Below are 14512 nucleotides of genomic sequence, written 5' to 3' on the forward strand. Positions count from 1 at the left end.
CGCCACGCCGGTTGCAGGGCAAGCGACAAGTATAAATCACTGGCCTTTGGAATTCATCTCCCCGCTCTTCCGTCCCCGGCTGTCCATCCATGGACAATCATTCCGCTGATGGACACCGGTACATCGCGAAAGCGACCCATAACCCTATGAAATCCAAAGAAAACGGCCACCTCGCATGCATCCTCTGTGGCAAGACAATTGCTAAGTTCCTCATAACTATCTCTCTGAGGATCCCGCATGCGCTCCTTCTTTCAAGATCTGAAGATCGCCGTCCGTCACCTGGCGAAGTCACCCGGATTCGCCGCCACCGCTATTCTGATGCTTGCTTTAGCCATCGGTGCGACCACCGCCATCTTCTCTCTCGTCGAAGGAGTCCTCCTGCGGCCGCTTCCCTTTCCCGAGCCCAACCGACTAGTCGTCCTCTCGGACATCCTCAAGGGCCTGGACGTCGGCGGTAACGGCGAGGCCGGCGTCACTGCTCCCGACATTCGCAACTACTCCCGTGACACTCACAGCTTCACCAGCCTCGGCGGCTACCAGTCCACCAGTTACGAGCTCTCCGGCGCAGGCGAACCCGCCAATGTCAACGCAGCACGGATGAGCGGCGGGGTCTTTCCGGCACTCGCTGTTCAGCCACTCCTCGGTCGCTTCTTCACTGGACAGGAGGACGAGCAGCGACAACAGGTCATGGTGCTAAGCTACGCCACCTGGCAGAGCCGGTTTCAGGGCGATCCCAACATCCTCGGGCGCAAGGTCCTGCTCGACCGTAAGCCTTACCTCGTCATAGGCGTTATGCCCCGCAACTTCGAATTCCCCCTCGTTCCCGGCCACCTCAATCGTAGCGAACTGTGGGTTCCCATCAGCTTCGAACCGCAAGAGCTCGGAACTGGCGCAGCATCATGGAATTTTCAGATGGTGGGCCGCCTCAAGCCAGGCGTCACCGCAACTCAGGCCGTCGAGGATGCGAACCGGGTCGCTAAGGAGACCATGCGGAACTATCCCGCCTTCATGGAGGGATTCAGCATCACCCCAATCGTCAGGCCGCTCGACGAAGAGACCGTCGAAGAGGCGCGGCCTCTCATCCGAACCCTCTTTCTCGCTGTCACCGTCGTTCTATTGATTGCCTGCGCGAACCTCGCCGGTCTTCTTCTGGTGCGCTCCATTCGGCGGCGCCGGGAGATTGCCGTCCGTCTCGCACTTGGCGCTTCGTCTTCCACGCTGCTTTGGCAGGCCATTCTCGAAAGTCTTGTTCTCAGCATATCCGGAGGCATCATAGGACTCCTGCTCGCTGCGATTGCACTGCGCATCGGCATTCAGGCGCTACCGGAGACACTGCCACGCATTGATGAGATCGGCCTCGACTGGCCGGTCGTCGCCTTTGCGCTTGGGCTTGCGGTGGTCACCGGCGTTCTTTGCGGCCTTGCCCCAGCCTTCGCAGCCATCCGCACCAGCGTCAACGACACCCTCAAAGAAGGAGGCCGAACCGGCACCTCCGGCGGCGGCCACGCCAGGTTGCGGTCAGCTCTCGTCATCTCCGAGATCGCCATCGCCCTCGTTCTGTTGGCGGCATCTGGGCTGCTGCTCCGCAGCTTCGAGAAGATGCGTCAGGTCGACCTCGGATTTCAGCCCGACCACACCCTCGTCGCCAACTACAGCCTCCCAAGGAAACAATACGGAACCCAGACTGCAGTCGATGAATTCGATCGCGAGCTACTCAGTCGTTTACGGTCTCTCCCCGGAGTCAAGAGTGTCGGCCTTACCACGTTCCTCCCAGCCTCCGGCAACAACTCCAGCAGCGCCTTTGTGGCAGAGGGACACATCCTACCGGCCAACGCCGCAGGTCTCGATCTAGGAACTTCGATCGCGGTGGACGGGGACTACTTCAGCGCGATGGGCATTTCTTTGCTCCACGGTCGTCTGTTCACCTCCGACGACGACGCCACCAGACAGCCGATCGTTATCGTCAACCACATGTTGGCCCAGCAGTCCTGGCCCAATCAAAATCCGATCGGAAAACGTTTCCGCCTCGGGACAGAGACGATGAAGACACCGTGGGCCACGGTAGTAGGCGAAGTCGCGGACGTGAAGGAGAACTCACCCGACCTACCCCTGAAGCAGCAGTACTACATGCCGGTCGAGCAGCAAGAGGAAATGATCGGATCACTTGCCTCGCCCACCGACCTCAACGGCAACGGCGGTTACATTGTTCTGCGCACGTCCATGGCGCCCGAACAAATGGAGAACCTACTGCGCTCCACGGTGCACTCTATCGACCCGCAGCTTCCCCTCACCCAGGTCCAGAGTATTGAGCACGCCATCTCGGACTCTGAAGCTCCCCGCCGCTTCAACACTGCGTTGATCTCATCCTTCGCCGCTATCGCCGTCCTGCTGGCCGTGCTCGGCATATACAGTGTCATCGCGTTCTCGGTCGCCCTGCGAGTTCAGGAGATGGCCATTCGCATGGCGCTTGGCTCACAACGCGCGGGCATCGTCCGCCTAGTTGTCACCTCGGGAGCCAGACTTGCACTCTTAGGTTGCGCGATTGGCCTAGCAGGAGCCCTCGCCGCCTCCCGTTTGCTGCGCTCCTTCCTCTTCGGGGTCAGTGCCTTTGATCCTCTCGTACTGACCCTCGCGACACTTTCGCTTCTGCTGCTCGCACTGGGTGCTTCCCTGCTGCCGGCCCGTCGCGCAGCATCCGTTGATCTAACCCAGGCGCTCCGGTCCGAGTAGTCAACGGGCGTTGCCTTGCCTCGACTATCGGGATGGAAATTCAAGCGAAAAGGGAGTGACAAAAAAATACGGCACATCTAGCGTGGTCAGGTAGGCGGAAACGCGATATATGGAGCGGCGCACTCAAGCAAAATATCGAGCGGCGAGACGAATCAGCTACTGCTTCGCAACACCGGCAGGGCCCGATCCAGCCGGAGCGGGCATATACACGATCACCTCACCCGGTCGCGTGTAATGCAGCTCTTCGCGCGCTTGATGTTCAATCGCGTTCGGATCACTCTGCAGCCTGCCGACGTGCCCCTTCAACAGGTCATTCTCCCGTTGTAGAGTACGCAGCTGGCCGTCCAGGCTCTGCGCATCATTGCGTTTCTGCTGATAAACCGTCAGCCCATTCTGCCCAAAGATAACGTGGTAACCCATCGCCACCGCGAGCACTGCAGCCGCGCCCGTAGCGACCTTCCTCCAACCGACACGGCCCCGCTCATACAAACGGACGATTGCACTCGACCGCTTCGCACTCGTGCCTGTTGTCTTTAAACGAGCCATCTCAAATTCCAGTACAAACTTCACCCCCTTCACCGTCAAGTGGAAAACCCGATTCCAGCTGGCACGTACCTACTTCATACCGTCTCGCCACGAATACTCCCCGAAACCGCAAGCCTGTCCGGATGCCAAAGCGGAAACCGAAAAACTGCACGAAGCGCATGTCCCTTGTTATCCTTCTTGTAGAGCATGCCGACTTTCTTTGCCATCTCGACCCACCATTTCTCTACTCGCAACCAACCAGCGTCGCGGTCTTTCCTCCGCAACGGGCTTACAATCGAGGAACCAACGTCGCCTCTCGCTAAAGCCTTCATACCGTCTCAACCGGGCCTACATAACATCCACACCAGACGTTCCATCTAAAAGTCGACACCGCCGACCCGGCATCGAAACTTCAACAAAGCACCAGCGCGAAAGGACTTCAAGCATGCAATCCGCCACCTCCTCTCAACTCGGTCTCGCCCACCGCTCCGGATCGCTTCAGGAGTCCCTCTCCGGCAAAGTCATGCTCGCAGTCGCAGCCAGCGCCTTCGTCGGCATCTGCGCCCATATCTCTCTGCCGCTTCCGTTCACGCCCGTGCCTCTCACTCTGCAGAACTTCGCCGTCATCCTCGTCGGCATGCTGCTCGGCCCGGTCGTCGGCTTCTCCGCGATGGTCCTCTATCTTGCTGAAGGAGCTATGGGCCTCCCCGTCTTCACGCCCCACAGTGTCGGCGGCATCGCGCACCTGCTCGGCCCCAACGCGGGCTACCTCTTCTCGTACCCGCTGGCCGCAGCAACTGCCGGTTGGAGCGTTCGTGCCATGCAGCGCATCACCTCCCGGTTCCGAGCCGGCCTCGTAGCCGCCACAATCGCCAGCGCACCAATCTTCCTCCTTGGCGCAGGCTGGCTCTCGCATCTCCTCCACACCAGCGCCGCAGCCACATGGACCATGGCCATCGCCCCGTTCCTTCCCGGTGAAGTCGTCAAGATCACCGCCGCCGCCGGCATCTTCAGTTCACTCCAACGCTGGCGTCAACCCTAACCAAGCGATCCGACCTCAAGCATCCAACCTCAGCGCAGAGCCACTCTACTCCCCTGCGCATCACACAGGCATCACGAAGTCCGAAGGAAGCATCATGACCACCGCAACCACCGCAATCCAGGAAATCAGCATCGCCCACAGCCCCGACTCCGACGACGCCTTCATGTTCTACGGCCTCGCCACCAACAAGGTCCGAGTCCCCGGCTTCAAGTTCACCCACACTCTCACCGATATCGAGACCCTTAATCATCGCGCAATCGACGAAGCTTTCTACGACGTCACCGCCATCTCCTTCCACGCCTACCCTTACCTGCAGGACAATTACACCCTCATGTCCTGCGGCGGCAGCGTCGGCGAAGGATACGGCCCCATGATCGTCGCGCCGCGCAAGCTCTCTCTCGACGACATCAAGAAGACTCGGATCGCCGTTCCCGGCACTCTCACCACCGCCTACCTCACCCTCAAGCTGTTCGCCCCTGATGTCGAAACCGTCACAGTTCCTTTCGACAAAATCATTCCCGCCGTCGTTGCGGGCGAGTTCGACGCTGGCCTTATCATTCACGAAGGCCAACTCACCTACGCCAACGATGGCCTCATCAAGCTCCTCGATCTAGGCCAGTGGTGGCGCGAACAGACCGGCCTACCTCTGCCGCTCGGTGGCAACGCCATCCGACGCTCCCTCGGCGCCGAAACCCTTCTTACCACCACGAACGCCCTGCGCGACAGCATCCAACATGCCCTCGACAACCGCGAAGAGGCCCTGACCTACGCGATGCAGTTCGCCCGCGACCTCGACCCCACCCTCGCCAACCGCTTCGTCGGCATGTACGTCAATGAGCGCACTCTCAACTACGGCGAAGACGGCAAAGAAGCTATTCGCAAGCTGCTCGCTATGGGCTACGAGCGCGGCATCATCCCCCATCGCGCCAACGTAGATTTCGTCGGGTAGCCTAAGGTTTGTAGCCCCTCGAGTACTAATTTCGGCAAAAATACTTTCGTCCGACTCACAGCTTGCAGCCCCTGTTTTACGCTGCAAGCTGTGTTATCTTTAACAAGTCGAGTAATTGAGTCCTGCCTGAAATACCCCATGCAACGACTCTTACCGATCTCCTCTCTGGGAGCAAAAACCAAAAGGACGCGTAGCTCAGTTGGTAGAGCATTCGACTCTTAATCGACTGGTCGTAGGTTCGATCCCTACCGCGTCCACCACTTCACCAGAGTGAAAAATGAAAAATCCCGCGTCCAGATCACTCGTAGACCGCCACCCCGAGAACTCCGCTATCTTATTCATCGGTTATGCTCAACCACACGTCGCGGGTATAGCAGCATCATGATCAAAGAGTTCGGCGGCGGCGACATTCGAAACGTCCTGCTGTTTGATAGCGCGGCCGAACAGCGGATTTGAGCTTTAGCTTAGCGAGTTGCAGCCACCAATACTTCCACTCCAGGAACAATCATATCGAGGAGGACTGCATGTGGCGCTTCCAGCGATTTTAACGAGGAGAGCTGCCCCTGCCGATCAGTTGGGCTAACCGTCTCGCGGTTCTCAAGAGAACCTAGAGCCGACAAGCCAATAGCTGCAGCCATACTCAGATTGTGCGAAACCGAAACAAGTTCCGCGGTTAATGCAGACTGTGGCAAGTATCGCTGCAGCACAGAATCATTGTCACGCCAGAGAGTAAGCCACTGCCTCGCCTGTTGCCAGTCTGACGGCGTGGCCTTTCCAATGGCGATACGATTGGCCGCGTCACGGAACTCGCGAGCGCAATCGCTCTCTGGGGGCACAGCGTCAACCATTCGATTCAGCGGAGTAAAACTATCGTAGCTCCCCAACTCCTCGCGGGCGTATTCTTTCGGCGGTTCGACCGCACTAGCAAGCACCTTCAACGAGGATGAATCCTCATCACCTATCATGCGCTGTAGCATTCGCTCGCTGACGGAGCGGTAAGTTTGGCCATAATATTCGAGATCTCTTGAAACAATCGCGAGCCGCCGATACATCGAGTCGATGTCGTTCGTTTCCTTCGGCGACCACAACCGTTCGGCGATGGCCGCGGTGCGGGGCCAGATGCGGCTCCCAATCGTCTCTGGAGTTACGTATTCTGTCCACATCGTCGCCTCACCGCCCATGATGTTGCTTTGCTGCTCCGAAGTCAATTTGACGGTGGCGCTCTCGAGCGGATCAACTGCATAGTGTTGAGAAGCCGGCTCATTGAGGTCGATGTAATAACCCGCGGAGAGAATGCCACGATTGCCACGCAGTGCGGCCTGCGCAAGGGAATCCTGTCCACGCCATGACTGGATCACGACGTCCTTGGGAGTATCAGGCTGCAGGACTTCATCCCAGCCGACGGTAATCTTGCCGCGCTTAGTGACCAACTTTTGAACACGACCGGTGAAATATGCCTGTAGGGCCGCATTATCCTTGATCCCATGTTCGCGCATGTATTGTGTAATGCGCGAGTTTGCTTGCCATTCCTTGCCATTGCACTCGTCGCCGCCGATATGGAAATAGGCGTCCGGAAACAGTCCTGTCATTTCTCCGATGAAACGGTCAAGAAACTTGTAGGTGGCTTCGCGAGTTGGATCCATCGCCGGATCGAAGATGCCCCACTTACGCTCGATCCGATATGGGCCTTTGCCGCTCGCCAGATCCGGGTATCCGACGAACCACGAAGTGGCGTGGCCCGGCATATCGAACTCTGGGATGACGCGTATGCCACGGTCGCGCGCGTACTCGATGATGTCGCGGATCTGGTCCTGTGTGTAGTAGAGGCCGTCGGAGCCCTTTTGTTGTAATAGCGGAAAGACTTTGCTCTCTACGCGAAAGCCCTGGTCTTCGGATAGATGCCAGTGAAAGACATTGAGCTTCACAGCCTCCATTCCGTCCAGAGTCTGGCGAATCACATCGAGCGGCATGAAGTGGCGTCCTGCATCAATCATCAGCCCGCGCCAAGCAAAACGCGGCCTGTCCTCGATCGTCATCGAGGCGACGGCGAAACCCTGCGGCGACGTCTGCACCAGCTGAAGGAATGTCTGTAGCCCATGCAGAATGCCGAGCGGGTTCGGAGCGCTCAACAGCACCCTAGCTGGCGCAACCTCGAGGCGGTAGGACTCGTCCTCTCCGAGTTGTTCAACCTCCGCGCTCGGTTCTGCTGTCTTTATAACGAACTGAGGCTGATTCACCGCGGAAGCGGGCCAATGAAGGATTCCGGTCTCGCGTGTGAGATTGATGAGGAAGCGGTCGCGCGCCCGCTCCAGTCGCGGTTCGGTGTGGCCTTGGAAGACAATCTGAAATCCGCCATCGATCGGAAAGCTACCCGTACCCTCGACCATATGAGCTGGCAGCGGCATGATGGGCAGTGGTGTGTCCGCTTGCAGCGGCGAACCGCCAGCTAAAAATGCACAAGCAAGCACTACTGATGACATCCGTGCTGACAGCATTGGTATCTCCTCCCAGTTTTGTGATGCAGAGCTTGATGTCTGAGTAAGGGCACACCCCACTCCCCGGCAAAAACGTGCCAAAGTATTCATAATATATGACTTAGGTTTGGACTCAAATCTACCGCAACTAGAAATTCGGAGCGGCCTGGAACTGTTGGGCCTCGTTCTCTAACCCTCTTTTCCACCGTCAATTTGTCAAGCAGCCGGACAAATGCTGGCTGAACCGCACTGAGCGATTCAACCAGCTTGTTTCCTTCTCTCATTTTGTCTAGAAGACAAATTTTCCAGCGAATTGGAGGATGCGCGCGTTGTGCGCTGCCGTCGCCGTCAGGAAGGGGTCGGCCGAACAGCCTCCTAGAGTGGAGTAGCAGCTTGTGGACGAATTGATCGTCATCCACTGGGTATGGTTGAAGACGTTGAACGCCTCCGTGCGGAACTCGAAGTGCATCCCTTCGCGAATGGCGAAGTTCTTGAATAGACCCATATCGAAGTTCGTGCGAGCAGGAAGGTTGAGAACGTTGCGGCCGGCGTTGCCGTAAGTGAGCCCTTGAGGAGCGGCAAAGGCATCGCTGTTATAAAGCCGCGGTCCCGGCCCAGAGGGATACTTGGTCGCGACTTTGCCGTGTATATTCCCAACGATATCCGGATAGGATTGCACTTGACCGTTTGCAGTGTTGGCGAAGGCATTTCCTGTTCCGGCATTATCCGTGTAGGCCTGGTTGGTCACGCTGAATGGCGTGCCGGTTTGAAAGATGGTGAGGTCTGAGACCTGCCATCCTCCGAGGATCGAGTGCAGAAGTCCGGGTTGGGTGAAGAGGGGAATGTCATAGACCAGGCTGACTGCAAGGCTATGGCGTTCGTCGAAGTTTGAGCTCGCCCTGCTCTGGCTGAGGTTGTAGCTGTTGATGACTTCAGTCGCTCCATACGCGCCGTTCGAACCTTCGTCGATAGAGTGACCGTAGGTGTATGCCAGACTGCCGTTCAATCCACCAAAGTACCGGCTGACACCGATCTGGAGAGCGTTGTAGCTCGAACTCACGGAATTGGTTGAGTTATTGATTCCACTGAGGCCAACATAGGGCCGATAGGGAGCGGCGCCGTCGAAGAGGCCGCATGCGATGATCAGATGGTTCAGGACATTTCCGGTGACCGGCTGACCGTTCACTGTGCCCGCATAGGGGGTGGGACCGGAGAAGCTACCTGTGATACTTCCGCAATCTGCAGCTGAGATCGGCTGGCCTGGGCCGTAAGGGTTCTCAGCCGCGGACAGTGGCCTTAGCTGGTTCAGGTCAGACCAAGTGGGCAGATGCCTGCCAACGCTGCCGACGTAGGCTACCTGCAGTACCGTGTGGCTTGGCAACTCACCCTGGACGGCCAGATTATATTGCTGGACGTACGGCCAGACAGCGTGGGTTGGGATTGCGAAAACGCTCAGCGGGAACTGTACCCCGCCTACGCCCGCGCTGGTGTAACCGGGGAAGTTGTACTTATTCGGGGTCTGCACTATTGGGGCTGAGCCCTCCAGAGACTCGGAGTTGCTCTCGTTGCCATTTGTGTGTTCGAAGAAGATGCCATAGCCGCCGCGGACTGCGAGCTTTCCGTTGCCGAAGACGTCGTAAGCAAATCCAAGGCGCGGTGCAGGATTGAAGAGGTGCCCGCTCATACAGCCTGAATAGACACCATTTTTGCCACAGGAGACCACGCCGTTGAAGATGTTTCCGGTGCCCGGCACGATCGCTCCCACCTGCTGTTGCGAGGATTGTTGCGTCCCGTCTACGTCGATCGTCGGTGCGTTCGAAGCGCTCCATGCTGAAGGCTCGAAGTTACCGGACTGGTTGCTGATGTCGTGATAGGTACCGAAGAGACTCAACCGAAGGCCAAGATTGAGGGTCAACTTCGGAGTCAAGCGCCAGTTGTCCTGGAAGTAAGGCTCAACGATCTTGTACCGGTTGTAGTACTTCGGCTGAGCCGAGGTCTGGGAGAACTGAGCGATCTGGCCCGTCAGCAGGTCGGCGAAGGCATTCCCGGTGGTCACCGCCGTTGCAGAGGTGTTGAAGTAAAAGGTCCCCTGATTATTTCCTGTGGAGGGCTCGTTCTTCTGGCCAGCGATCAAGCTGACGCCGAAGATGAGGGTTTGGCGGTTGAGAGTTTTGGTGAGGTCGTCGCGGTAGCTATAGGTGGGGTTCGAGTTCTGCCACGGGAAGTAACCCGTATTGACGGTAAAGCCGCCGGCATATGCCGAGTTGCCAGTAAGGATGATCGAAGGAAGGACCCCGCCGTAGCCGTTATTGAAGAACCCATTGCCGGAGAAGCCGCTACGATCGATACCCTTGCTGATATTGGTGAGGGTGATGTGATCGGTGGTGTAGTCGGCCACAAACTCGTTGACCAGGGACGGAGAGGCAGCGTAGGTGAGGCTGGCCACCATATCGATGCCGGGGCCGGCGAAGCTGTTTTGGACGGTGGGAAAGGCGTTCGTCTGAAAGGTCGGAGAGGAACTCACCGTGGACCAGGAGTCGTAGATGAAACGATAGAAGCCGCGCAGTTTTTCGCTGAAGACCTGATCGATGCGGAAGAGCTCTTCTCGATTGGTGGTCAACTGCGCGGGAGATGCAACATAGTACGGAGATCCGTTGACGGACGTGTTTGCCGCGGGAATGAGTGCGAGCAACGCAGTCCCGTTGGGGTCGACGGGTACCTGGTTGTTCGGGTAGTACACGCCGGGGGATGGGCTGGTGGGTGGAGTGACTGGGCAATCAGGAAAATCCGCCGTATCTACGGGACTTCCTGCGGCTGGACAGAGGTCAGAGAAGTTTCCGGTGCGCTGCGCATCCGAAGGTACCGGCTGATTGAAGTTGGTGCCAGGCACATTCTCGTGGCGCCACTCCTGCGAGTAGAAGAAGAAGGTCTTCCTCACGCCTGGAGTGTAGAGGTGCGGTATATAGACCGGGCCGCCGATAGTAAAGCCATAGTCATGCTTTTTATAGGTTGGAACCGTCGTTGCAAAGTAGTTTCGCGCATTGAAGGCATCGTTGCGGAGAAACTCGAATAGCTCGCCATGGAGACGGTCGGTGCCCGACTTTGTCTGGGACTGCACAGTGCCGGATGCGTTGCGACCGTACTGAGCGCCGTAGTTTGAGGTGAGCACCTGCGTCTCCGCGATGGCGTCGACGTTGGGGTAGACGTTAAGGGTGCCGTTGCTGCCGTTGTCCATGACGCTCGCGCCGTCGATCTCCCAGTTGTTGTACTGCGGGCGACCGCCATTGATGGCGTATTCGACGCTGCCGGCAACGCCGGTCTGACCCTCGTCCTGGTTGGTCTGGCTGACGACACCAGGGGACAGGGTCACGAGCTGGGCGAAGTTACGGCCGTTCAACACGAGCTGCGTAATCTGCTTGCCCGTGATGGTGAAGGAGATCTCGGGCGACTCCGTCTGCACGACACCCAAGTCGGTACCGCTTACCTGGATCTCGGCAGTTACGGCTCCAACCGTGAGTTGCGCGTCCACCCGCTCCTTACGCGCAACGCGGACGATGATCCCGTTGGCGGAAAACTTCTCGAACCCCGGGGAGGTGACTTGCAGATTGTAAGTACCGGCCTCGAGACCGGGCAGAGAGTACTCGCCAGCCGCGTTGGTGGTGGCTTCGACGCTAGTATTTTGGGCCACATTGGTGAGTGTCACCTTGGCATTTTGGATGGCCCCGCCGCTCTTATCCTTAACCGAACCATCGATGGAACTTGATTGTTGCGCAACGATTGAGGCCGGGAAAAGCAGACATAGCGCAAAGAGCACAGAACGAAAGACATTCGAGCGAGACGACTTCCGTAACTTCCCGACGGTGTCGAACGGAGAGTGAGGAAGAGCGGATAGCACGGTTGGATCAGAGGAAAGAGAACATCGGGACCACATGGCTTAAATGCCTCCGTGAGCACTCAGGAAATGAAAAGAAGTGGCAGTTCTACAAAAAGATTCCCTTTGCGATGCGCTGGCAGAAGTGAATGTGCCTATATTAGAACGATTGAATACCTTGTCAAGAGAAAATTTTTTTGTTTATTTATTTCGACCTGGATCTGTATGTGCTCATGGCAGCTTTTCAGTACACTGCCCCCAGAAGGCTGAACCCACTTGAATCGCTGCAAAGGATTTCGATCTTTGTTCTTACTCTGCTTGCTGTATGCAGCACAGGCCCGTGCTCGTGGCAAAGAGCAAGCCACTATCTCAGCAACGCCAGGCGCTGTACCTGCTTCCGCACAAAACTCCGCCAGCACTTCTGCAGATCCTGCATTGCTCTTCCGCCAAGGCATGCAGGCCATGCAAAGCGGGCAACTTGGTGACGCTGAAGAGGACTTTCGACGAGTGATTGCTCTGGACCCTAAGTCGAGTGCGGCCCACGTCAATCTAGGCGTCGCCTATATGCGGGAGCGCCGGTGGGACGATGCTTTGGTCGAACTGCATCAAGCGGAATCGCTCTCTCCAAATGCGCCCGGCATTCCCCTGAACATTGGCCTTGCTCACTACCGCAAGAACGACTTTGATGGGGCCATCGAACCGTTCTCTGAAGCCTTGCAGCGTGCGCCCGATTCGCTTCAAGCACGGTATTTGCTGGGGCTCTGCTATTTTTTTACGAATAAGTACAAGGAAGCCAGCGATACCCTCAAGCCGCTGTGGGAGCAAGAGTCCACGAATCTGAACTATCTCTATGTCCTGAGCATAGCGGCCAGTAAATCGTCCAACCCTCTGCTACAAAAGAAGGCCTTCGATCAGATGCTGGCGATTGGCCAGAACACGCCAGAGTTCCATTTATATGTCGGGAAGGCTTGGTTGGCCGAAGACAATACCGAGAAAGCTTTAGAAGAGTTCCGCGCCGCCGTAGCCGCACGCCCCGACCTTCCTCTGGTGCACTACTTTCTGGGGCGCACCTACCTTGAGCAGCATGCTTATCCTCAGGCCGAGACTGAATTACAAAAAGACGCAGTCTTGGAACCCGATTTTGCCTATAACTACGAAGATCTTGGTATTTTGTACGCCCAACTCCATCAGCCCGAGAAAGCTGAACACAGTTTCCGCCAAGCTATTGAACGTAACAGCGCGCTCGTAAACTCTTACTTCGGTCTCGCCAACTTGTACCGGGATGCCGCACGTTACCCGGAAGCATTGGAGATGCTGGATCATGCCGAATCCCTGGCGCCGCAAAGCGCCAGCGTGCACTACGCGAGGGGTAAAGTTTTGGCCCGCCTAGGCCAGTCGGCAAAGGCTCATCAGGAGTTCGACACGGCCGCACAGTTGCTGAAGTCGTTCAACGATCGCCTGCAACAAGACCCATCGGGTGACCGGTCCGCCGACGCGCAGGATGCCGCACAGCAATAGCTGCTGCAGAGTACGCATCACAGCAGGATTTTTCTTGAAGAACGTTGCTATAGTGTCACGAAAATCGACTCCGCCAGTTAAGAAGGAACGAAAGGGTGCGCCGATTCTTGCATCCGCAGCTCCTAGGGAGCGCGCTCCAACAACTTCCTTTACACTCGGCAACAGCTAATGCAGATTTTATAATCGGAAGGGGTCCCTGCCGTTTGCTAACTCAAAACCACTACACGAAGCGCATCACCCTCGCCGACGTTGCGCGTGTCAGCGGCTTTTCTATATCCACCGTCTCCCTCGTGCTCAACGAGGCGCCACTCTCCCGTTATGTTGCTGCTAGCACCAAAGAGCATATCCGAGCTGTCGCCAGCAAACTTGGCTACCGTCCAGATGCGGCGGCCCGCTCATTGCGCAGCCGCCGAAGCCACACTATCGGCATCATGGTTTCCGACATCTCCGATCCGTTCTGCACGCTCATCCTGCAGGGCATCGAGAAGGCACTCCATCCGACGACCTACCTGCCAATCATCATGATCGCTCACAACCAGCGCAAGCAGTTTGGACGCCATCTTGAGATGATGATGGAGCGTCGGGTCGAGGGGCTGATCCTTGTCGCAAACTGGCTTTTCGGTGAATTCGACCAGCTCGCCGACTTTCGGAAGAGTCAAATCCCCATGGTCGGCGTGGGCCGGGACCTCACAGCAAGCCGCGTTCGCTCTTTACAAGTAGACAACGAGGCTGGTGGATACGCCGCTGCGCGGCATCTTTACGATCTTGGCCATCGCAAGATCGCCGTTCTCCGTGGTCCTTCCGAACTGGCCGACAGTGATCGCCGCTGGAACGGAATACAGCGCTTCGCGTCTGAAGTCGGGCTACCGCTCGCTTCTAAGCGCGTCGGACAACTCCCGGCAGCCGACGATCCAACCTCCGGCTTCGAGGGAGGTTATCGTCTCATCTCGGCGATGATTGAACAGGGAGTTGAATTTACCGCCGTGATCGCCTTCGACGATCTCACGGGTCTGGGCGCAATTCGGGCGCTGCGCCAGACGGGACGGTACGTACCCGAGGACTGTTCCGTCATCGGCTTCGATGATGTTCCCCATGCCGCCGTGAATACACCCGGCCTCACCACTATTCGCCAACCGATGGAGGAAATGGGAAGCCTCGCGGCCAAGTGGGTGCTCGACTCGCTCGCTGACACAAAACCGTCCCATACCGCGACGGAGACTTCTTCCCTCTCCGGCACTCTACACTTGTTGCCTCCAGAGTTGGTCATCCGCCAATCGACGACGAGACGGCTTATCGATATACGGACTGCGCCAGTAACACGGTTGGGTGTCGCGGCTCAGGGGCGGTCGCGACGAAAAAAAGAATAGCGCAGGTTTGTGTTCGATCGAGATATTTTTATCTCA

General features: G+C 57.4%; 9 protein-coding genes and 1 tRNA gene. 6 read left to right on the forward strand and 4 right to left on the reverse strand.

All coding sequences use genetic code 11. The features are described 5' to 3' along the window. Window positions 1-237: 237 nt before the first annotated feature. Window positions 238-2730: an ABC transporter permease gene (locus tag RBB81_RS18160; RefSeq protein WP_353071603.1), complete on the forward strand. Its 2493-nt coding sequence runs from the start codon at window positions 238-240 to the stop codon at window positions 2728-2730. Window positions 2731-2886: 156 nt separating this feature from the next. Here the strand turns inward: RBB81_RS18160 and RBB81_RS18165 are convergent, their stop codons facing one another. Beyond that, on the reverse strand, window positions 2887-3276 hold the full coding sequence (locus RBB81_RS18165; RefSeq protein WP_183787905.1) for an FtsB family cell division protein: 390 nt from the start codon (window positions 3274-3276) through the stop codon (window positions 2887-2889). A 74-nt stretch (window positions 3277-3350) separates the two neighbouring features. After that, on the reverse strand, window positions 3351-3482 hold the full coding sequence (locus tag RBB81_RS18170) for a hypothetical protein (protein ID WP_353071604.1): 132 nt from the start codon (window positions 3480-3482) through the stop codon (window positions 3351-3353). 218 nt (window positions 3483-3700) lie between these two features. Between RBB81_RS18170 and RBB81_RS18175 the strand changes: the two genes are divergently transcribed. The 3 genes from RBB81_RS18175 to RBB81_RS18185 all read left to right on the forward strand — a co-directional run bounded on the left by RBB81_RS18175 (window position 3701) and on the right by RBB81_RS18185 (window position 5506). Then, entirely contained in the window at window positions 3701-4297 is a 597-nt protein-coding gene (locus RBB81_RS18175; protein ID WP_353071605.1) for a biotin transporter BioY, read from the forward strand. A 94-nt stretch (window positions 4298-4391) separates the two neighbouring features. Continuing rightward, a complete protein-coding gene (locus RBB81_RS18180; protein ID WP_179584397.1) occupies window positions 4392-5246 on the forward strand; it encodes a menaquinone biosynthesis family protein in 855 nt (284 codons plus the stop codon). Window positions 5247-5430: 184 nt separating this feature from the next. Further along, window positions 5431-5506: transfer RNA gene (locus tag RBB81_RS18185), tRNA-Lys, on the forward strand. Window positions 5507-5710: 204 nt separating this feature from the next. Here the strand turns inward: RBB81_RS18185 and RBB81_RS18190 are convergent. Continuing rightward, complete coding sequence (locus tag RBB81_RS18190; RefSeq protein ID WP_353071606.1) at window positions 5711-7741, reverse strand: beta-N-acetylhexosaminidase; 2031 nt, start codon at window positions 7739-7741, stop codon at window positions 5711-5713. Between the two features lie 268 nt (window positions 7742-8009). Then, entirely contained in the window at window positions 8010-11651 is a 3642-nt protein-coding gene (locus RBB81_RS18195; protein ID WP_257025669.1) for a TonB-dependent receptor, read from the reverse strand. Window positions 11652-11894: 243 nt separating this feature from the next. Between RBB81_RS18195 and RBB81_RS18200 the strand changes: the two genes are divergently transcribed. Next, window positions 11895-13109 carry a tetratricopeptide repeat protein gene (locus RBB81_RS18200; RefSeq protein ID WP_353071607.1) on the forward strand — a complete coding sequence of 405 codons (1215 nt, stop codon included), beginning with the start codon at window positions 11895-11897 and terminating at the stop codon, window positions 13107-13109. 203 nt (window positions 13110-13312) lie between these two features. Further along, complete coding sequence (locus tag RBB81_RS18205; RefSeq protein ID WP_353071608.1) at window positions 13313-14476, forward strand: LacI family DNA-binding transcriptional regulator; 1164 nt, start codon at window positions 13313-13315, stop codon at window positions 14474-14476. Window positions 14477-14512: the final 36 nt, after the last annotated feature.

This window comes from Tunturibacter gelidoferens (assembly GCF_040358255.1).
GTDB lineage: Bacteria > Acidobacteriota > Terriglobia > Terriglobales > Acidobacteriaceae > Edaphobacter > Edaphobacter gelidiferens.

What these genes read in the sequence shown, in the direction of transcription:
- RBB81_RS18160 (WP_353071603.1), top strand. Translation starts at nt 238, where the DNA reads ATGCGCTCCTTCTTTCAAGATCTGAAGATCGCCGTCCGTCACCTGGCG.
- RBB81_RS18165 (WP_183787905.1), bottom strand. Translation starts at nt 3,276, where the DNA reads ATGGCTCGTTTAAAGACAACAGGCACGAGTGCGAAGCGGTCGAGTGCA.
- RBB81_RS18170 (WP_353071604.1), bottom strand. Translation starts at nt 3,482, where the DNA reads ATGGCAAAGAAAGTCGGCATGCTCTACAAGAAGGATAACAAGGGACAT.
- RBB81_RS18175 (WP_353071605.1), top strand. Translation starts at nt 3,701, where the DNA reads ATGCAATCCGCCACCTCCTCTCAACTCGGTCTCGCCCACCGCTCCGGA.
- RBB81_RS18180 (WP_179584397.1), top strand. Translation starts at nt 4,392, where the DNA reads ATGACCACCGCAACCACCGCAATCCAGGAAATCAGCATCGCCCACAGC.
- RBB81_RS18190 (WP_353071606.1), bottom strand. Translation starts at nt 7,741, where the DNA reads ATGCTGTCAGCACGGATGTCATCAGTAGTGCTTGCTTGTGCATTTTTA.
- RBB81_RS18195 (WP_257025669.1), bottom strand. Translation starts at nt 11,651, where the DNA reads ATGTGGTCCCGATGTTCTCTTTCCTCTGATCCAACCGTGCTATCCGCT.